14 protein-coding genes are annotated in these 18,782 nt (G+C 70.3%); 9 read left to right on the top strand and 5 right to left on the bottom strand.

The window, feature by feature from the left end; genetic code table 11:
• Positions 1-18: 18 nt before the first annotated feature.
• Together OG625_RS08435 and OG625_RS08430 are read left to right on the top strand one after the other, a co-directional pair.
• Entirely contained in the window at positions 19-1,761 is a 1,743-nt protein-coding gene (locus OG625_RS08435; RefSeq protein ID WP_329377893.1) for a pyruvate dehydrogenase, read from the top strand.
• Between the two features lie 183 nt (positions 1,762-1,944).
• Positions 1,945-2,358: an ATP-binding protein gene (locus OG625_RS08430; RefSeq protein WP_329390514.1), complete on the top strand. Its 414-nt coding sequence runs from the start codon at positions 1,945-1,947 to the stop codon at positions 2,356-2,358.
• A gap of 49 nt (positions 2,359-2,407) precedes the next feature.
• Here OG625_RS08430 and OG625_RS08425 read toward each other — a convergent pair whose 3' ends face one another.
• The 3 genes from OG625_RS08425 to OG625_RS08415 all read right to left on the bottom strand — a co-directional run bounded on the left by OG625_RS08425 (position 2,408) and on the right by OG625_RS08415 (position 6,255).
• A complete protein-coding gene (locus OG625_RS08425) occupies positions 2,408-3,466 on the bottom strand; it encodes a DUF2637 domain-containing protein (protein ID WP_329377891.1) in 1,059 nt (352 codons plus the stop codon).
• An 89-nt stretch (positions 3,467-3,555) separates the two neighbouring features.
• Complete coding sequence (gene iscB / locus OG625_RS08420; protein WP_329377889.1) at positions 3,556-4,977, bottom strand: RNA-guided endonuclease IscB; 1,422 nt, start codon at positions 4,975-4,977, stop codon at positions 3,556-3,558.
• A gap of 408 nt (positions 4,978-5,385) precedes the next feature.
• Positions 5,386-6,255: a (2Fe-2S)-binding protein gene (locus OG625_RS08415; RefSeq protein ID WP_329377887.1), complete on the bottom strand. Its 870-nt coding sequence runs from the start codon at positions 6,253-6,255 to the stop codon at positions 5,386-5,388.
• A gap of 124 nt (positions 6,256-6,379) precedes the next feature.
• Here OG625_RS08415 and OG625_RS08410 point away from each other — a divergent pair, with 124 nt between their 5' ends.
• A complete protein-coding gene (locus tag OG625_RS08410; RefSeq protein ID WP_329377885.1) occupies positions 6,380-7,066 on the top strand; it encodes a GntR family transcriptional regulator in 687 nt (228 codons plus the stop codon).
• A gap of 437 nt (positions 7,067-7,503) precedes the next feature.
• Here OG625_RS08410 and OG625_RS08405 read toward each other — a convergent pair whose 3' ends face one another.
• Both OG625_RS08405 and OG625_RS08400 read right to left on the bottom strand, forming a co-directional pair.
• Positions 7,504-8,280, bottom strand: coding sequence for a hypothetical protein (locus OG625_RS08405; RefSeq protein ID WP_329390512.1), 777 nt, complete (start codon positions 8,278-8,280; stop codon positions 7,504-7,506).
• Between the two features lie 180 nt (positions 8,281-8,460).
• Positions 8,461-10,140: a PucR family transcriptional regulator gene (locus tag OG625_RS08400; RefSeq protein ID WP_329377883.1), complete on the bottom strand. Its 1,680-nt coding sequence runs from the start codon at positions 10,138-10,140 to the stop codon at positions 8,461-8,463.
• Positions 10,141-10,387: 247 nt separating this feature from the next.
• Between OG625_RS08400 and OG625_RS08395 the strand changes: the two genes are divergently transcribed.
• The 6 genes from OG625_RS08395 to OG625_RS08370 all read left to right on the top strand — a co-directional run bounded on the left by OG625_RS08395 (position 10,388) and on the right by OG625_RS08370 (position 18,739).
• Positions 10,388-11,281, top strand: a complete 894-nt coding sequence (locus tag OG625_RS08395) for an FAD binding domain-containing protein (protein ID WP_329377881.1) — start codon at positions 10,388-10,390, stop codon at positions 11,279-11,281.
• 1 nt (position 11,282) lies between these two features.
• On the top strand, positions 11,283-11,888 hold the full coding sequence (locus tag OG625_RS08390) for a (2Fe-2S)-binding protein (protein ID WP_329377879.1): 606 nt from the start codon (positions 11,283-11,285) through the stop codon (positions 11,886-11,888).
• A 2-nt stretch (positions 11,889-11,890) separates the two neighbouring features.
• On the top strand, positions 11,891-14,296 hold the full coding sequence (gene pucD / locus OG625_RS08385) for a xanthine dehydrogenase subunit D (protein WP_329377877.1): 2,406 nt from the start codon (positions 11,891-11,893) through the stop codon (positions 14,294-14,296).
• Between the two features lie 322 nt (positions 14,297-14,618).
• On the top strand, positions 14,619-16,082 hold the full coding sequence (locus tag OG625_RS08380; RefSeq protein WP_329377875.1) for an NCS2 family permease: 1,464 nt from the start codon (positions 14,619-14,621) through the stop codon (positions 16,080-16,082).
• Between the two features lie 97 nt (positions 16,083-16,179).
• Positions 16,180-17,331 (top strand): XdhC family protein, encoded by a 1,152-nt coding sequence (locus OG625_RS08375; RefSeq protein WP_329377873.1) that lies wholly within the window; start codon positions 16,180-16,182, stop codon positions 17,329-17,331.
• A gap of 142 nt (positions 17,332-17,473) precedes the next feature.
• Complete coding sequence (locus tag OG625_RS08370; protein ID WP_329377871.1) at positions 17,474-18,739, top strand: YncE family protein; 1,266 nt, start codon at positions 17,474-17,476, stop codon at positions 18,737-18,739.
• Positions 18,740-18,782: the final 43 nt, after the last annotated feature.

The raw sequence follows: 18,782 nt of genomic DNA, 5'->3' as shown, positions 1-18,782 counted from the left end.
GGAAAGGGCGCCCCATCCATGGCCAAGCAGAACGTGGCGGAGCAGTTCGTGGACATCCTCGTGCGCGCGGGCGTGCGCAGGATGTACGGAGTGGTCGGCGACAGCCTGAACCCGATCGTCGACGCGATCCGCCGAACGGGTGGTATCGAGTGGATCCAGGTACGCCACGAGGAGACGGCGGCCTTCGCGGCCGGCGCGGAGGCCCAGATCACCGGCCGCCTCGCCGCCTGCGCGGGCTCCTGCGGCCCGGGCAACCTGCACCTGATCAACGGGCTGTACGACGCCCACCGCTCCATGGCCCCGGTCCTCGCACTCGCCTCGCACATCCCCTCCAGCGAGATCGGCCTCGGCTACTTTCAGGAGACCCACCCCGACCAGCTGTTCCGAGAGTGCAGCCACTACAGCGAGCTGATCTCGAACCCACGCCAGATGCCCCGACTCCTCCAGACCGCCGTCCAGCACGCCGTCGGCCGCAGCGGCGTCAGCGTGGTCGCACTGCCCGGGGACATCGCCTCCCTGCCCGCCCTCGAGAAGGCCCCCGAGCACGCACTCGTCACCGCCCGGCCCACCGTGCGCCCCGGTGACGGCGAGATCGAGAAACTGGTCCGGCTGATCGACGAGGCGGACAAGGTCACCCTCTTCTGCGGCAGCGGCACCGCGGGCGCGCACGCCGAGGTGATGGAGTTCGCCGGCCGGATCAAGGCGCCCATCGGGCACGCCCTGCGCGGCAAGGAGTGGATCCAGTACGACAACCCGTACGACGTCGGCATGAGCGGGCTGCTCGGCTACGGCGCGGCCTACGAGGCCACCCACGAGTGCGATCTGCTGATCCTGCTCGGCACGGACTTCCCGTACAACGCCTTCCTCCCCGACGACGTGAAGATCGTCCAGGTGGACATCCGCCCCGAACACCTGGGCCGTCGCTCCACGCTGGACCTCGCCGTCTGGGGAGACGTACGGGAGACACTGCGTGCCCTGAACACCCGGGTGAAGGCCAAGCCGGACCGCCGCTTCCTGGACCGGATGCTGAAGAAGCACGCGGACGCACTGGAGGGGGTGGTCAAGGCCTACACGCGCAAGGTGGAGAAGCACACCCCGATCCACCCCGAGTACGTGGCTTCCGTCCTCGACGAACTGGCTGACGAAGACGCAGTGTTCACCGTCGACACAGGCATGTGCAATGTGTGGGCGGCGCGCTACCTTTCCCCGAACGGCAAGCGGCGCATCATCGGCTCCTTCAGCCACGGCTCCATGGCGAACGCCCTCCCGCAGGCCATCGGCGCGCAGTTCACCGACCGCGGCCGTCAAGTGGTGTCGATGTCCGGTGACGGCGGGTTCTCGATGCTGATGGGAGATTTCCTCACCCTCGTGCAGTACGACCTGCCCGTCAAAGTGGTTCTCTTCAACAACTCATCCCTCGGGATGGTCGAGTTGGAGATGCTCGTTTCCGGCCTTCCCTCGTACGGAACGACGAACAAGAATCCCGACTTCGCCGCGATCGCCCGCGCGGCGGGTGCGTACGGGGTCCGCGTGGAGAAGCCCAAGCAGCTCAGAGGGGCTTTGAAGGACGCTTTTCAGCACAAGGGACCCGCGCTGGTGGACGTGGTCACCGACCCCAACGCCCTGTCGATTCCGCCGAGGATCAGCGCCGAGATGGTGACCGGATTCGCACTTTCCGCCAGCAAGATCGTGCTGGACGGCGGGGTGGGCCGGATGATCCAGATGGCTCGATCCAACCTCCGAAACGTGCCCCGCCCCTGAGCCCGGATGCGTGCGGATCGGCCCGGGGGGCATGCATCCCGTAGACCTGTTCGACAAGCTGCTCTGTTTCAGACATGACGGGGGAGGTACATCGCCGTGCGGGTGGAGGCGAAGACCGGGAAGCTGTGGCGGAGAGGGAGGCCGGTACCGCGCGAACCGTCCGACCCGGACGGGGCGGCGGCGATGGACGGGCCGACGATCAGCCGGAGCGTGCGCCGCGCGGATCTGAAAGCGGTGGGAGAAGTCCGGCGGGCGCTGCGCGAGTTGATGCGCCATCGTTGCGCGGACGGCGCCGCGGAGGTGGCCGAGTTGCTGATCACCGAGCTCGTCACCAACGCCCTCGTCCACACCGACCAGGGGGCGGAGGTGTCCGCGAGTCTCGCCGCCGGCCGGTTACGGGTGGAGGTCCGGGACTACGCCAACCGCCGGCCCCGGCCCCGGACGTACGTACCGACCGCCGACGACGGTACGCACGGCCGGGGACTGATGCTGGTGCAGGCGCTCGCCGACCAATGGGGAGTGGACGCACCGGACCTCGGTCGCGGCAAGGTGGTGTGGTTCGAGCTGGAGCGCGGATACGACGTGGGGCCCGCCTGAACGGGCGGGCCCCACGGGGGCTGACACGAGCGGCCGGAAAGGCGGCCGGTCAGCCGAACTGCTGCTCCAGGTCCTTCAGTTTGCGCTCCAGGGAGTCGAGCCGGGGGATGGTCTGGGTGTCGTCCTCGGCGGTGAGGTCCACCGTCCGGGGACCCGTCACCTCAGGGGATCCGGTGCGGTGGACGGACTGCAGGGAGGGCCGGCGTCGCAAGGGCAGTTGCTCCGGTTCCGGTATGGCCGGCTCCGCGCCGACCGGCGCGGAGCCAGCTCCCTGCGTGAGTTCCGGGAGTTCGACCTGGCGGCCGCGAGACCGCCCGAAGGCCCGGTTCTGCCGGCCCAGCGCCTTGATCCGCGCCCGGTCCAGCCGGTTCTGGTCGCGCCTGCGGTGCCGGTCCTGCTCCCTCTCGCGCTTGTCCTCGCGCACCTCGTCCACGGCCTCGTCGAGGGTGCGCACCCCCTCCAGCAGCATCAGGGACCACGCGCCGAAGGTCTCCCGGGGTGCCCGCAGCCAGCGGACCATCCGGATCTGCGGCAACGGCCGTGGGATCAGGCCCTGTTCGCGCAGGGCCGCGCGGCGGGTCTGCTTGAGGGCCCGGTCGAAGAGGACGGCCGCCGACAGCGACATCCCGGCGAAGAACTGCGGAGCCCCGTCGTGGCCCAGCCCCCGCGGGGCGTGCACCCAGTTGAACCAGGCGGCCGCGCCCGCGAACAGCCAGACCAGCATGCGCGAGCCGAGGGCCGCGTCGCCGTGGCTGGCCTCGCGGACGGCGAGCACCGAGCAGAACATGGCGGCGCCGTCGAGGCCGAAGGGGACCAGGTACTCCCAGCCCCCCGTGAGGTTGAGGTTCTGCCGGCCGAAGCCGACCAGCCCGTGGAAGGAGAGTGCGGCGGCGACCGCCGCGCAGCAGAAGAGCAGTACGTACGAGGCGGTCCCGTAGACGGCCTCCTTGCGTCGGCGCCGTTCCTCGCTGCGTTCCCAGCTGTCCTCTGCCGCGGCCTTCTCGCTCTCGCGCCTGCCCCGGGCAAGTACCGCAACTGCCGCAAGTACGCCCAGGATCAGCAGGCTGCCGGGCAGCAGCCAGTCCAGCGATATGTCGGTCAGTCTCATCGCTTTTTCTCTTTCGTGGATACTCCCTGCTCAGCTGGGAGTCGGAGGTGCGGAGCGCCGGAGGTCTCTTCGTTACTGCTCGGTGGCGGTCAGAGAATGGTGTTGGGCGTGATGGGTCCTTCGGGTCGAGTGGTGTAGGCGTAGCCGTCGGCTCGTTGGAGGAGACGGAAGTGTCTGTGCCCGATGCTCTGGATGAGGCCCTGGGCGGTTTTGATGTCGAAGCTGCCGTTGGCGCGGACGGCGATCCGCCCGATGTGGGTACCGGTCTTCTTGCCCGTGGGGACGACGGCGCGGGCGAAGTCGCCGGTCTGATAGCCGAAGAACTGCTTCTGTCTGGACAGGCGCTGACGGGGGAAGCCGTGCTTGTCGGGGCGGGTGCGTCTGTAGGTGCCGCGTCCAGTCGCCGCGACCGCGAGGACGTGGGCCGGGGTGTGGGTGACGGTGTCGAGTTCGCCGACGCACAGGGCGTCGAGGGTGTGGGTCTTGGGCAGGCCGGTCCGCTGTCGGTTCCATTTGGTGCGGCCACCTGATGCGGTGTGCACCGTGGGGAATGCGGTGTCGAGGGCATGCCACAGTGCCCAGCGGGTGGCGTTGACGGCTGCCGCATCGCGGAGCGGGGCTTTGGCCTGGGCGAGGATGCGGGCCAGCCGGCGCGGGGAGTGCTGGAGGAAGTCTTCGACGGGCTGGTTGGACTTCTTCTCGTTGCAGGGAATGCAGGCGGTGCACAGGTTGGAAATACGGTCGCTGCCGCCGCGTGAGCGGGGGTGGATGTGGTCGATGTTGAGGGGGACCCCGGTGGCGCCGCAGTAGGCGCAGGCCCGGCCCCACTTGGCGAGGAGGAATTCACGGACCTCTGTGCCGTGCAGGGTGCCGTATTGGTACTCGGCCCCCTCCAGCGGTCCGCCGTTGGACATGGCATGGGTGTCGAACGCGACCCGCTCCAGATGCACCACGCGGACGGGTGCCCAGCGGGCGAGCCGGGTGGTCCACGACATGGTCGTGTCCACACGGTGACACAAAGAAGGGGCAAGCCACCCTTTGGGGCGCGCACGGTTGGTGAAGCGAGGTTCGCGGTAGCGCAGGTTGCTGGTGCGCCTACGGCGCCGGTAGGCGGCACGGGCCGTGAGCTTGTCCCGGATGAGGCTGCCCCGATGGGAGAGTTCGACTGCGTACAGGCCACGGCGCTCACCGCCCTTCGCGGTGAACACGGCGATACCGGTGTGCTTGGACCCGGGGTCGATCCCGAGTTCCACACCGTCGACCTGCGACTGGTCAGCGGTGCGGTCCTTGAGGCGGATGATGAACGGGGTGCGCCGGACCACGACGGCCCGGCCCTGATGGAGGAGTTTGCGCGCCCTCGCGGGGCTCGTCGGTTGCAGCGGTGAGCCGTGCACGTCCAGGACGAACACGACAGGGTGGCCCTCACGGGCCTTCTCCCCAACCTCGCGGTTGGGGGTGACGCCGCCGATGCCAGGTGAAGCATCGACGATCTCCCCTCGCACATGTTCCACGCCGGTTACCGCAGAGCGGTGTTCGAGCCCCGTTTCGTCCCCGATCCGGGGGGTGTCTGCTGACTCGAATTCCAGAGCAGCCCGCTGAGGAAGCACGGACTGGTGGGTCTTCTCGCCTACGTGGAACGTAGCCAACTTCGTTCACCTCCAAAAACGCGTTGGCTCGTGCTGGTAACGGCGGCCCTCAACCAAGGGCTGAAAGCCCACTCCTTCAGGAGCGGGATCCCGTTACTGCGGCCGTGCGGCTTTCCGGGCGCCATAGTGGCGCAGCGGGTCCGCCGCGCACGCGGGTTTCGGGGCAAGTGGACGCCATCGGGGGGCGGGGCCCGCCGGATAGGGTGTTGTGGCTCGAACTGGCGCTCGTACTCGGTGAGTTGAGTTCGATTGCGGTCAGCCGTAAGGGTGGGTTCAGGCGGCGGCCGCCGTGAGCCGGGCGATCCGCTCGGCGTCACAGGTGCGCGGGCAGGTGACACAGGTGTCGTCCGGGCGGATGGTGTAGAAGAAGCAGCAGCTGGCCCGGTCCCGGGTGGGCAGGTCCTCGCCGGCCGGGCCGGTGAGGGTACGGAACCTCGCGCCCCCGCTGTAGGGGGCGACGGAGCCGGGCAGGAGCGCGTCCAGCTCCGCCAGGGCGCGCTGCTCCTCGCCGAGCAGGCCGGCGACGTACCAGAGGCTCTCGACGACCTCGTCGGTGACCATGCCCCACAGGGCGCGGCGGCCGCGCCGCATGCGCGGGCCGAAACCCTCCAGTACGGGCGCCAGGTGCTCGGCCACCGCGGCCCGCACCTCGGCGCGCAGCGCCTCCTCGTCGGGCACGACCCGGGCCCCGGGGAGGGCGGTCGCCGGGTCGTCCGGCAGGCAGGCGAAGCCCTCGACGCGGACGGCCATCCGGCCGCGGGTGCGGTCGAAGGCCACCCGGTCGGCGGGGAGCCGGGGGACCCGCCGGTGCAGGAACCACGGGAGGGTGATGAGCAGGCAGGCCGGCCACGCGTAACGGTGCAGCCCGAAGCTCGCCACCACGTCGGGCCGGGCCTGACGGCCGTAGTCCCGCACGATCTGCGCCTCGTCCCAGGCGAGGAAGGCGTCCACGGCCGCCCCGCCCGCCGCGAGCTCGTCCGCGCCGACCCACCCCGCACCGCGAGGGGTAGGTTCGTGCGCGGAGAGCTCGATGACGCTCAGTCCGCCGTAGGCCTCGGTCAGCCGTGCGTACGCCTCCGCCACCGGGGAGCCGGCCGGGGCGGGCGTGGAGGCGCTGGTGCTGCCGAGGGCCATGAGGGTCATGACGAACCACCGAATCAAGGAATCAAGGAATCAAGGAATCACACGATCGTTATCAGGTAAGCCTTACCTTACCTGATCTTAGTCGGTCTGTATCGCCTTGACGGGCGTCGCATATTCTCTGGGCATGGTCGAGACCAGTGAGGAGGACCGAGTGCCGTCGATTCCGTCGATCCCCGTGCAGAAAACCGCAGGGAAGGTGCTACGCCATTCGGTGCGCGGGCAGGTCCTCGACGCTCTCCGCGCCGCGCTGGTCGACGGCGAGCTGGCGCCGGGGGAGATCTACTCGGGCCCGGCACTCGGGGAGCGCTTCGGGGTCTCCGCGACCCCCGTGCGCGAGGCGATGCAGCAGCTGGCCCTGGAGGGGGCGGTCGAATGCCTCCCGAACCGGGGCTTCCGGGTCCTGACGCGCACCCCGCGCGAACTGGCCGAGCTGGCGGAAGTACGGGGCCTGCTGGAGGTCCCGGTCATGCTGCGGCTCGCCCGCACCGTGCCCGCCGCCGCGTGGGAGGCCCTGCGCCCGGCGGCGGCCGCCACGGCGGAGGCGGCGGCCGCGGGTGACCTGCCGGCCTACGCGGAGGCGGACCGGGCCTTCCACCGCGAGGTGCTGTCCCTCGCCGGCAACGCCCAGCTGGTGGCCGTGGCGGAGGAACTCCACCGCCGGGCCCAGTGGCCCCTCGCCGGGGCCCCCAGGGTCCGCCGCGCCGAGCTCGTCGCGGACGCGGCCGAGCACTCGGCGCTCCTGGAATCCCTGATCGCCGGTGACCTCCCGGTGGTGGAATCCCTGGTCCGCGAACACTTCGCCGGCGCCTGATCAGCGGCCCGCGCCGCATCCGGGGCTCCGCCCCGCACCCCGCGCCTCAAACGCCGGCGGGGCTGGACGTGGCTGCTGCCCCGTGCCGGTGCGGCTCAAAGACCGGGGCTCCGCCCCAGACCCCGCGCCTCAAACGCCAGCGGGGCTGGATGTGCCGCGCCTCAAAGATCCGGGGCTCCGTCCCAACCGCCGGCGAGGCTGAAATTGCCCTCCGGGCAATCCAGCCCCGCCGGACGGACGGCAGGGGCAAACCCTGCCGGGGCCGAATTTGCCCTCCGGGCAATCGAGCCGCGCCAGGCGGACGGTGCAGGCAAAACCAGCCGCGCTGGACAGACGGCAGGGGCAAATCCAGCCTCGCCGGCGTTTGAGGCGCGGGTCTGGGCGGAGCCCAGGGTGCCGCGCAGCGGCACCTGTGGCCTCGGCGGCCGCGCCCGGGGCTACCCCGCAGGGGCCGCGGTGGGTTGGAGTTGGTCCGCCAGCCAGGTGGGGATGCCGCCCAGCAGGTGGAACAGACGGCGCGCCTCCGCGCGTAGACGGGCGGCCTCGGGCTCCGGCTCGGCCTCGGCCAGCGCGGCCAGCGCAGGGGCCGTGCCGACCAGGAAGCCCAGTTCCTCCCGGATGCGGAGGGACTCCACGAAGCCGTGCCGGGCCTCCGCCACCTCCCCGTCCCGCAGCGCCAGCGCCGCGAGGTGCCGCCACGTGAAGGACAGCAGCAGGGTGTCCCCGTGCGCCTCCGCCCCCGCGTGCGCCCGCCGGTACGCCGGCCTCGCCGACTGCGGGGCGTCCGCCAGGTGCTCGGCGACCAGCCCCCGCCGGAAGTCCAGCAGCGGACGGGTCCGGGACTCCGGGGACAGCAGCGCCGCCGCCCGGCCCAGCGCGGAACGGGCCTCGTCGGCCCGGTCGCGTACGCCCAGCACGGTCGCCGCGTAAGCCAGCTGGCCCCGCTCGCAGGCCGCCGCACCCCGGTCGTCGTCGTCCTGTGAGACCGCCTCGGCGACCCGCAGCGCGTCCTCGGCCTCGGCCCAGCCCTGCCCCGTGAACAGGCACCGCTCGACCAGCAGCGCGGTCCGCTGCACGGCGGCCCCCGCGTTGCCGGCCTTGCCGACGTGTGGCGTCAGCAGCGCCGCGGCGTCGGTCCAACAGCCGCGCGAACGCAGCCGCCATATCGCCCGCTGGAGGGGGTCTTCTCCCCCCGTAGATCCGGCACCGGACATGGCGGTATCCGCCACATTGCCCTCCCCAAAGCAACCGAGCAGCACGTCGTTGAGCCCTGGGGCGAAATGAGAGCACGGATCAACGGCTCCGGCCAAGGGGTCGGGTGAACTCTTTCACAAAGTCCGGACACCGTGTCAGCCGTCCCGCCCCGCGGACAGGGCGGGAGCGGCCGGGATTCCTCAGCTCATCCGCAGTGCCAGGAAGAAGTCGAGCTTGTCCTCCAGCCGGGACAGGTCCCGCGCCGTCAACTGCTCGATTCGCCCGACCCGGTAACGCAGCGTGTTGACGTGCAGGTGCAGCCGCGTCGCACACCGGGTCCACGAACCGTCGCAGTCCAGGAACGCCTCCAGCGTCGGGATGAGCTCCGCCCGGTGGCGCCGGTCGTAGTCCCGCAGCGGGTCCAGCAGTCGCGCCGTGAAGGCCCGCCGCACGTCGTCCGGTACGAACGGCAGCAGCAGCACGTGCGAGGCCAGCTCGTGGTGGCCGGCCGCGCAGACCCGTCCGGGGCGCGCCGCGGCGACCCGGCGGGCGTGCCGGGCCTCCTCCAGCGCCCCGCGCAGCCCCTCGGCGGAGTGCACGGCCGCGCTGACGCCCAGCGTGAGGCGCCCGTCGTCCGACAGACCGGCCTGCAGCGGGTCCCGTACGGACGCGAGCAGCTCGTCGGCGTGCAGGGCCGTGTCCGGGCCCTTGTCCTCCCCGCCGTCCCCCGGCAGCGAGGGCAGCGGCACCAGCGCGATGGCCTCGTCACCCGCATGGGCCACCGCGATCCGGTCGGAAGGCTCCGGCCCCGAGACGGACGGGTCGACGAGGATCTCCTCCAGCAGCGACTGGGCCACCGGGCCGCCGGGGATGTCCCCGCCGTCCCAGTCCACCCGGGCCACCACGACCTGCCAGTGCGGGGCGCCGCCCACGCCGGGCAGCAGCACGGGGGCCGCCACCCGCAGACGGGCGGCGATCTCGGCGGGCGGAGCACCCGTCTGGACCAGTTCGAGGACTTCCTGTGCGAGGCGGCGCCGCACCGTCCGGGCCGCGTCGCGCCGGTCCCGTTCCACGGCGATCAGCTGGGTGACGCCCTGGAGCAGGTCCAGGCGCTCGGCGGGCCAGTCGCCCGCGTCCGCCTCGACGGCCAGCAGCCAGTCCGAGAGCACGCTCTCGCGGACGTCCTTGGGCACCGGTCCGGTGGGGCCGCGCCCGTGTCCCCTGATCGGGAAGAGCGAGTAGGTAATACCCTGGATGGAGATCCGGTGCGGTCCCCTGCGGCCCGTCCGGACCGCCGCGAGGTGCTCGCTCGCCAGTGCAGCGCACACGCCCGGCGCCAGCGGTTCGCCCGCCCCGGCGATCTGCCGGCCCGTGGGAGACAGCACCCAGGCCCGGAGATCGAGGTCGGTGGTGAGCAGATCCAGCACCACGTCGGGACCGCCGCCCGCGGGACCCGAGGTCATCAGACGCCGATGGCGGTCGACGACGGCCGCGAGATCCCCCGCGCGCTCGCCCGAAACCTGCCTCACGACGTACTCGGTGATCGTGGCGAATGCAACGTCCTCGTTCACCGCGAACAGCGGCAGGCGGTTGCGGATGCAGGCCGATACCAGGTCGTCCGGGATGTCGCCGAGCTCCGCCTCGCCCGCCGCGAGCCCCGCGACGCCCGCGCCGGCCAGGATTCGTACGAACGGCTCGGAGTCGGCCGAATTTCGTCTCCATGCCAGGCCGGTGAGGACGAGTTCACCTCCGGAGAGGTACCGGCTGGGATCGCGTAGGTCGGTCGTCATGACTCCGCGGACCGTCCGGTCGAGTTCTTCCTCGCCGCCCAGCAGCCGCAGCCCCAGCGCCTCGGTTTCCAGCAGTGCGCGCAGCCGCATGATGTCGCCGCCGATCTGTCTCGTTTGTTGCCGTTGGAAATCGGGCAGGTCGTCGCATCCTGCCTTTCATACGAATCTACAAGACGAGGGAGGTCCCCAGCCAACTCCTTCATGGTTTCGGTGACTGCACCCGGGGGATAGGCGGCGGCTGTACTGGGTCCACACCGCGTGAACAGCACATGAACGACCAGCCGAGGACCCCACGACCTCATGGCTTGAAGTGAACGAACCGAGAAGAGGCCCGCTCATGGACTTCCTTCGCCCCGCCAGCTGGGAGGAGGCGCTCGCCGTCAAGGCCGAGCACCCCACCGCTGTGCCGATTGCCGGTGGCACCGACATCATGGTCGAGATCAACTTCGACCACCGCCGTCCGGAGTACCTTCTCGACCTCAACCGCATCGAACTGCTGCGGGAGTGGGAGGTGGGTGAGGAGATCACCAAGCTCGGCGCCTCTGTTCCTTACACCCAGATCATGGAGAACCTGCGCGAAACCCTGCCGGGGCTCGCGCTCGCCTCGCACACGGTCGCGTCCCCGCAGATCCGCAACCGCGGCGGTGTCGGCGGCAATCTCGGTTGCGCCTCGCCCGCCGGCGATTCCCACCCCGCGCTGCTCGCCGCCGACTGCCACGTCGAGGTCGAGTCGGTGCGCGGTTCGCGGCTGATTCCGATCGACGAGTTCTACACCGGCGTCAAGCGCAACGCGCTCGCCGCCGACGAGCTCATCAAGTCGGTCCACATCAAGAACGCGACCGGCCCGCAGCAGTACTCCAAGGTCGGCACCCGCAACGCGATGGTCATCGCGGTCTGCGGCTTCGGACTGGCCCTGCACGCCGACACCCGCACCGTTCGTACGGGTATCGCCTCGGCCGCTCCCACCCCGATCCGGGCGAAGGCCGCCGAGGAGTTCCTGAACGCCGCGCTCGAAGAGGGCGGTTTCTGGGACAACGGCAAGGTCATCACCCCGTCGATCGCCAAGCAGTTCGGGGACCTCGCGTCCGGCGCGTGCAACCCGATCGACGACGTCCGCGGCACGGCGAAGTACCGCCGCCACGCGGTCGGCATCCTCGCTCGGCGCCAGCTCGTCTGGACGTGGGAGCAGTACCGCGGCTCCAACGGCCGCTTGCTCGAAGGGGCTGCGTAACATGCGCGTCAATTTCACCGTCAACGGTCGTCAGCAGGAAGCCGACGACGTGTGGGAGGGCGAATCCCTCCTCTACGTGCTGCGTGAGCGCCTGGGCCTGCCCGGTTCGAAGAACGCGTGTGAGCAGGGCGAGTGCGGTTCCTGCACCGTCCGTCTGGACGGCGTGCCGGTCTGCTCCTGTCTGGTCGCGGCCGGTCAGGTCGAGGGCCGCGACGTCGTGACCGTCGAGGGCCTGGCGGACTTCGCCAAGCAGCGCGCGGAGCACGGCCACGGTGGTGCCTGCGGCACCGGCGGCGGCTGCGGCACCAAGGGCGTCTCCACCGACGAGGCGAAGCGCTGGGCGCCCAAGCCGGGTGACTCCCAGACCGGTGAGGGCGTCGAGCTCTCCAACATCCAGCAGGCGTTCATCGACGCCGGCGCCGTGCAGTGCGGTTTCTGCACCCCGGGTCTGCTGGTCCAGGCCGACGAGCTCCTCGAGCGCAACAACGACCCGTCCGACCAGGACATCCGCGAGGCCCTCTCGGGCAACCTGTGCCGCTGTACGGGTTACGAGAAGATCCTCGACGCGGTCCGCCTTGCGGCCGCCCGTCAGGGAGAGGTGGTCTGACCATGGCTCAGAACACCCGCACCGTGCCCGCCGGCACGCCGACGAACGTCACCCAGAAGCACAACAAGGGCGGCATCGGCGAGAGCACGCTCCGCCCGGACGGCACCCTCAAGGTCACCGGCGAGTTCGCGTACTCCTCGGACATGTGGCACGAGGACATGCTGTGGGGCCAGACCCTGCGCAGCACCGTCGCCCACGCCGAGATCGTCTCCATCGACATCTCCGAGGCCCTGGCCATGCCGGGCGTCTACTCGGTGCTGACGTACGACGACCTGCCGGCCGAGATGAAGAACTACGGCCTCGAGATCCAGGACACCCCGGTCCTCGCCCACGGCCGGGTCCGTCACCACGGTGAGCCGGTCGCCCTCGTGGCCGCCGACCACCCGGAGACCGCCCGCCGCGCGGCCGCCAAGATCAAGATCGACTACCGCGAGCTGCCGCTCGTCACCGACGAGGCTTCCGCCCTCGCCCCCGACGCGCCGCTGATCCACGAGGGCCGCGACGACCACCACGCCGGTCACGTCCCGCACCCGAACATCGTGCACCGCCAGCCGATCATCCGCGGCAACGTGGAAGAGGCCCGTAAGCGCGCCGACGTCATCGTCGAGGGCGAGTACACCTTCGGCATGCAGGACCAGGCCTTCCTCGGCCCGGAGTCCGGCCTGGCCGTGCCCTGCGAGGACGGCGGCGTCGACATCTACGTCGCCACCCAGTGGCTGCACTCGGACCTCAAGCAGATCGCCCCCGTCCTCGGACTCCCCGAGGAGAAGGTGCGCATGACGCTCTCCGGCGTCGGCGGTGCCTTCGGCGGTCGCGAGGACATCTCGATGCAGATCCACGCCTGCCTCCTGGCCCTGGCCACGAACAAGCCGGTCAAGATCGTCTACAACCGGTTCGAGTCCTTCTTCGGCCACGTGCACCGGCACCCGGCGAAGCTCTACTACGAGCACGGCGCCACCAAGGACGGCAAGCTCACGCACATGAAGTGCAGGATCGTCCTGGACGGCGGCGCCTACGCGTCCGCCTCCCCGGCGGTCGTGGGCAACGCGTCCTCCCTCTCGGTGGGCCCGTACGTCCTGGACGACGTCGACATCGAGGCGATCGCGCTCTACACGAACAACCCGCCCTGCGGCGCTATGCGCGGCTTCGGCGCCGTCCAGGCCTGCTTCGCCTACGAGGCCCAGATGGACAAGCTCGCGGCGAAGCTGGGCATGGACCCGGTCGAGTTCCGCCGGCTGAACGCCATGGAGATGGGCACGATCATGCCCACCGGCCAGGTCGTGGACTCGCCGGCGCCGGTCGCCGAGCTGCTGCGCCGGGTCAAGGCCCGCCCGCTGCCGCCGGAGCGCCAGTGGGAGTCGGCCGGCGAGGGCGCGGACGTCCGCGCGCTGCCGGGCGGCCTCTCCAACACCACCCATGGTGAGGGCGTCGTCCGCGGCGTCGGCTATGCGGTCGGCATCAAGAACGTCGGCTTCTCCGAGGGCTTCGACGACTACTCGACCGCCCGCGTGCGGCTCGAGGTCATCAACGGCGAGCCCGTCGCGATGGTCCACACGGCCATGGCGGAGGTCGGCCAGGGCGGTGTCACCGTCCACGCGCAGATCGCCCGTACGGAGCTGGGTGTCCAGCAGGTCACCATCCACCCGGCCGACACGCAGGTCGGCTCCGCCGGTTCCACGTCCGCCTCGCGGCAGACGTACATGACCGGTGGCGCCGTGAAGAACACCTGTGAGGCCGTCCGTGAGGCCGTCCTGGAGATCGGCCGCCGCAAGAACGGCTCCTACCACCCGGCGTGGGCGACGGCCGAGCTGCTCCTGGAGGGCGGCAAGGTCGTCACCGACGGCGGCGAGGTGCTCGCTGACCTCGCGGACATCCTGGAGGGCGAGGACGCGATCGACCTGGAGCTGGAGTTCCGGCACCGGCCGACCGCCGCCTTCGACCTGAAGACCGGCCAGGGCAACGGCCACGTCCAGTACACCTTCGCCGCGCACCGCGCGGTCGTCGAGGTGGACACCGAGCTAGGCCTGGTGAAGGTCGTCGAGCTGGCGACCGCACAGGACGTGGGCAAGGCCCTGAACATGCTTTCCGTGGTCGGCCAGATCCAGGGTGGAACCACCCAGGGTCTCGGCGTGGCAGTCATGGAAGAGATCATCGTGGACCCGAAGACCGCGAAGGTGCGCAATCCGTCCTTCACGGACTATCTGATCCCGACCATCCTGGACACCCCGACCATCCCGGTCGACGTCCTGGAGCTCGCCGACCCGAACGCGCCGTACGGCCTTCGCGGTCTGGGCGAGGCCCCGACCCTTTCGTCCACCCCGGCCGTCCTCGCGGCGATCAGGGCGGCGACAGGGCTGGAGCTCAACAAAACGCCGATCCGTCCGGAAGCCCTCACGGGCACTCTCTAGGACGGCGTGGTGCGGGGGCCGAGAGGCCCCCGGACCTCCCTCGAACTTCCGGGCGGTGCGACTTGGGAACGTCACACTTGCCGATCGCGCCGCCCGGAGCACCACGAAGCGCCGCACCGCTCGCGGTCTCTTCACTTCGCAGTACCCCTGCAAGAACCCACGTAGTACCAGCGGTCACCCCCGCGCTACCCGCAGTACACGCAGTGCACATTTCGCGTCGCCTCGGGCCGTCACCCCGGGTCGTGCAGCCAACAGAGTTTCCCAAATCCCGCGTCTCCAATCTTTATGCGGGTGCCCCTATGAACCTTGGGAGTTAGGCACCATGACCCAGTCATCAGTGGAGCCAGAGACCAGTGCGGATGAGGCCGGCGACGGCTCTCGCAATCCCGCCGGCCGTTCTTGGCTCGACCGGTACTTTCACATAACGCACAGAGGATCCAACGTCGGCAACGAGGTTCGTGGCGGTATCACGACCTTCATGGCGATGGCCTACATCCTCCTGCTCAACCCGCTGATCCTTTCCGGCAAGGACGTCGCCGGAAACACGATGGAACCCGCGGCACTGATCACGGCCACCGCCTTCGCGGCGGCCCTGACCACCCTGCTGATGGGCTTCGTCGGCAAGGTGCCGCTCGCACTTGCCGCCGGTCTCTCCGTCTCCGGCGTGCTCGCCTCGCAGGTCGCCCCCCAGATGACCTGGCCGCAGGCCATGGGCATGTGCGTGATGTACGGCGTCGTGATCTGTCTCCTGGTCGTCACCGGCCTCCGCGAGATGATCATGAACGCGATCCCGCTCGCGCTCAAGCACGCGATCACCATGGGTATCGGTCTGTTCGTCGCCCTCATCGGCCTGGTCAAGGCCGGCTTCGTGGGTCGGGGTCCGGAGTTCGGTCCCCCCGTGCAGCTCGGCGCCGTCGGTGAGCTCTCCGGCTGGCCCGTCCTGCTCTTCTGCATCACCCTGCTCGGCATCTTCATGCTGCAGGCCCGCAAGGTTCCCGGCGCGATCCTGATCGGCATCGTCGGCGGAACGGTCCTCGCGGCCATCCTGAACGCCATCGTCACCATCGACCCGAAGGCCTGGAAGAACGGCGCGCCGGAGCTCAAGGGCTCCGCGGTCTCGATGCCCGACTTCTCGCTCTTCGGTGACGTCGAGTTCGGCGGCTGGGGCGAAGTCGGCGCCATGACCGTCGGCATGATCGTCTTCACCCTGGTCCTCGCCGGCTTCTTCGACGCGATGGCCACCATCATCGGTGTCGGTACCGAGGCCAAGCTCGCCGACGAGCAGGGCCGCATGCCGGGCCTGTCCAAGGCGCTCTTCATCGACGGCGCCGGTGGCGCCATCGGTGGCGTCGCGGGCGGCTCCGGCCAGACCGTGTTCGTCGAGTCCGCCACCGGCGTCGGTGAGGGAGCCCGCACAGGCCTCGCCTCCGTCGTCACCGGTCTGTTCTTCGCCGCCTGCCTCTTCTTCACCCCGATCACGCAGATCGTCCCGGGTGAGGTCGCCTCCGCGGCCCTGGTCGTCATCGGCGCGATGATGATGCAGAACGCCCGCCACGTGGACTGGTCCGACAGCGCGACCGCGATTCCGGTCTTCCTGACCGTCGTGATCATGCCGTTCACCTACCAGATCACCGCTGGTGTCGCTGCCGGTGTCATCTCCTACGTGGCCATCAAGGTCGCCCAGGGCAAGGCTCGGGAGATCGGTGCCTTCATGTGGGCGCTGACCGCGATCTTCGTGGTCTTCTTCGCCCTCAACCCCATCGAGAGCTGGCTCGGGGTCCACTGACCCGACCGGATCTGATCGGTACGAGTAGCGCGGTCGTATGAGAACCGCACCCTCCACGTACCCGATACTGGAACCGAGACCCTCCGAGGAGGCCCCCATGCTGGACATCGCCGAAGAACTGAACCGGTGGGTCGAGCAGGGCCGCGATTTCGCCGTCGCCACGGTCGTGGCGGTCGGCGGGAGCGCTCCGAGGCAGCCCGGGGCCGCACTCGCTGTCGACAGCGAGGGCACGGCCATCGGCTCGGTCTCCGGTGGATGCGTGGAGGGTGCGGTGTACGAGCTGTGCCGGCAGGCGCTCGAGGACGGCGAGACCGTTCGGGAGCGCTTCGGGTACAGCGATGACGATGCCTTCGCCGTGGGTCTGACCTGCGGCGGAATCATCGACATCCTCGTCACCCCGGTCCCCGTGGGGTCTCCCGCCCGGGCGGTGTTCGCGGCAGCCCTGGCCGCCGCCGCCCGTGGCGAGGCCGCCGCGGTGGCCCGGATAGCCGAGGGCCCGGCCGAGCTCATGGGCCGGGCCGTTCTCGTCCGTACCGAAGGCGCCCACCAGGGCGGCTTCGGCGGACACCCCGAGCTCGACCGCACCATCGCCGAAGAGGCCCGCGCGATGCTCGACGCCGGCCGGACCGGCGTGCTGGAGATCGGCGCCGACGGCCGCCTCTGCGGAGAGCCGCTGAAAGTGCTGGTCGAGGCCAGCGTCCCGCCCCCGCGGATGATCGTCTTCGGTGCCATCGACTTCGCCTCCGCCCTGGTGCGGATCGGCAAGTTCCTCGGCTACCGGGTGACGGTGTGCGACGCGCGGCCGATCTTCGCGACGAAGACCCGCTTCCCCGACGCGGACGAGATCGTCATCGACTGGCCGCACCGCTACCTGGAGACCACGGAAGTGGACGGCCGGACCGTCCTGTGCGTGCTCACCCACGACGCCAAGTTCGACGTCCCGCTCCTCGAACTGGCCCTCAGGCTTCCCGTCGCGTACGTCGGCGCCATGGGCTCCCGCCGCACCCACGAGGACCGCAACAGGCGGCTCCGCGAGGTCGGCGTGACCGAGATCGAACTGGCCCGGCTGCGTTCCCCGATCGGCCTGGACCTCGGCGCCCGCTCCCCTGAGGAGACCGCGCTGTCCATCGCCGCGGAGATCGTCGCCAACCGGCGCGGCGGCACCGGCGCGTCCCTGACCGGCGCGCACATCCCGATCCACCCCGACCCGGCGAACACCGTGATCGACCGGATCGGCTCCGTCGCCTGAAACGGTGATGGCCGCGGCTGACGTCCGTACGTGAGCAAGGGCGCGACCCGTAGGGGTTGCGCCCTTTTCGCGTTCCGCCTATTTTACCGGCCGGTAACAGGAGGAACTCTCTCCATCCCTTCCCCATACCGGAGTTGAACGGATGTCACGCACCCTCCGCACCCTGGCCGCGCTCGCCGCGGCCACCCTGCTGACCGCCGCGGTGCCGACCGTGGCCGGGGCCGCGCCGGCGACCGAGGCCGCGGCCGCGCCGGGCGACGGGCTCCGGGAGGTGCTCTTCGTCGGGAACAACTGGGAGGGCACCGCCGACGTCCTCGCCTCCACCGGCGACCTCGCCAAGATCGGCCGGATCAACGTGATCCCCGACAAGGCGGAGCGCCTGCGGGAGATCCACCTCAACCCGATCAAGCTCGCCTTCTTCCTCGGGGTGCGCGAGACCGCCGGCGAGGGCCACGACCAGTTCGTGGACGACATGTACACCACCCCCGACGGCACGGCCGTCGTCGCCTCCCGGCCCAGCTTCGCCGACGTCGTCTCCATCGACGTACGCACCGGCCGGGTCAACTGGCGCTTCCCGGTGGCCGGTTACCGCGCCGACCACATGGCCGTCTCGCCCGACGGGACGAAGGTCGCGGTCTCCGCCTCCACCGCCAACACCGTGCACGTCCTCGACATCGCCACCGGCCGGCAGGTCGGTTCCTTCTCCACCGGGGACAAGCCGCACGAGAACGTCTTCAGCAGTGACGGCCGCTTCCTGTGGAACAGCGCCATCGGCGACGTCACCTCCGCCCTCGACGCGACCTGGCTGGACTGGACGAAGGGCGACCGGAAGATCACCGTCGTCGACGCGCAGACCTTCCGCACGGTCCGGGTGATCGACATGCGGGAGCGGCTGGACGCCTTCGGCCGCCCCGACCTCTCCGATTCGGTGCGTCCCGTGTCCTTCAGCCCCGACGAGTCGAAGCTCTACTTCCAGGTGTCGTTCCTGGGCGGCTTCCTGGAGTACGACGTGGCCTCCGACAAGATCACCAAGCTCAAGATGCTCCCCGCGAACCCGGCCACCGGCACCGACCGCACCAAGTGGGTCAACGACTCCCGCCACCACGGCATGTCCATGAGCCCGGACGGGGCCAAGCTCTGCATCGCGGGCACCATGGACGACTACGCGACCGTCGTGGACCGGGCCACCCTCACCGAAGGGCCCCTCGTGCCCGCCGACAAGCCCTACTGGGCCACGGTCGACGGCGACGGGACGGGGTGCGTGATCTCCGAGAGCGGCTCGGACCGCGTCACGGCCATCGACTTCGCCACCGGCACCAAGCGGGTGTCCGTCCCGGTGGGCGACCACCCGCAGCGCATCCGGCTCGGCCACGTCCCGGCCGGCTGGACCGGCCCGACCGGCGGGTGAAGCCGGACCGGCCCGACCGGCGAGTGAAAAGGGATCCGAACTG

The sequence above is a fragment of the Streptomyces sp. NBC_01351 genome (assembly GCF_036237315.1).
Lineage (GTDB): Bacteria > Actinomycetota > Actinomycetes > Streptomycetales > Streptomycetaceae > Streptomyces.
This window is presented reverse-complemented; position numbering and strand designations above follow the sequence as displayed.

Bases quoted from the DNA above. Each gene is read 5' to 3' on its own strand.
- OG625_RS08435 (WP_329377893.1), top strand. From the start codon at position 19: ATGGCCAAGCAGAACGTGGCGGAGCAGTTCGTGGACATCCTCGTGCGC.
- OG625_RS08430 (WP_329390514.1), top strand. From the start codon at position 1,945: ATGGACGGGCCGACGATCAGCCGGAGCGTGCGCCGCGCGGATCTGAAA.
- OG625_RS08425 (WP_329377891.1), bottom strand. From the start codon at position 3,466: ATGAGACTGACCGACATATCGCTGGACTGGCTGCTGCCCGGCAGCCTG.
- OG625_RS08415 (WP_329377887.1), bottom strand. From the start codon at position 6,255: ATGACCCTCATGGCCCTCGGCAGCACCAGCGCCTCCACGCCCGCCCCG.
- OG625_RS08410 (WP_329377885.1), top strand. From the start codon at position 6,380: ATGGTCGAGACCAGTGAGGAGGACCGAGTGCCGTCGATTCCGTCGATC.
- OG625_RS08405 (WP_329390512.1), bottom strand. From the start codon at position 8,280: ATGTCCGGTGCCGGATCTACGGGGGGAGAAGACCCCCTCCAGCGGGCG.
- OG625_RS08400 (WP_329377883.1), bottom strand. From the start codon at position 10,140: ATGCGGCTGCGCGCACTGCTGGAAACCGAGGCGCTGGGGCTGCGGCTG.
- OG625_RS08395 (WP_329377881.1), top strand. From the start codon at position 10,388: ATGGACTTCCTTCGCCCCGCCAGCTGGGAGGAGGCGCTCGCCGTCAAG.
- OG625_RS08390 (WP_329377879.1), top strand. From the start codon at position 11,283: ATGCGCGTCAATTTCACCGTCAACGGTCGTCAGCAGGAAGCCGACGAC.
- pucD (WP_329377877.1), top strand. From the start codon at position 11,891: ATGGCTCAGAACACCCGCACCGTGCCCGCCGGCACGCCGACGAACGTC.
- OG625_RS08380 (WP_329377875.1), top strand. From the start codon at position 14,619: ATGACCCAGTCATCAGTGGAGCCAGAGACCAGTGCGGATGAGGCCGGC.
- OG625_RS08375 (WP_329377873.1), top strand. From the start codon at position 16,180: ATGCTGGACATCGCCGAAGAACTGAACCGGTGGGTCGAGCAGGGCCGC.
- OG625_RS08370 (WP_329377871.1), top strand. From the start codon at position 17,474: ATGTCACGCACCCTCCGCACCCTGGCCGCGCTCGCCGCGGCCACCCTG.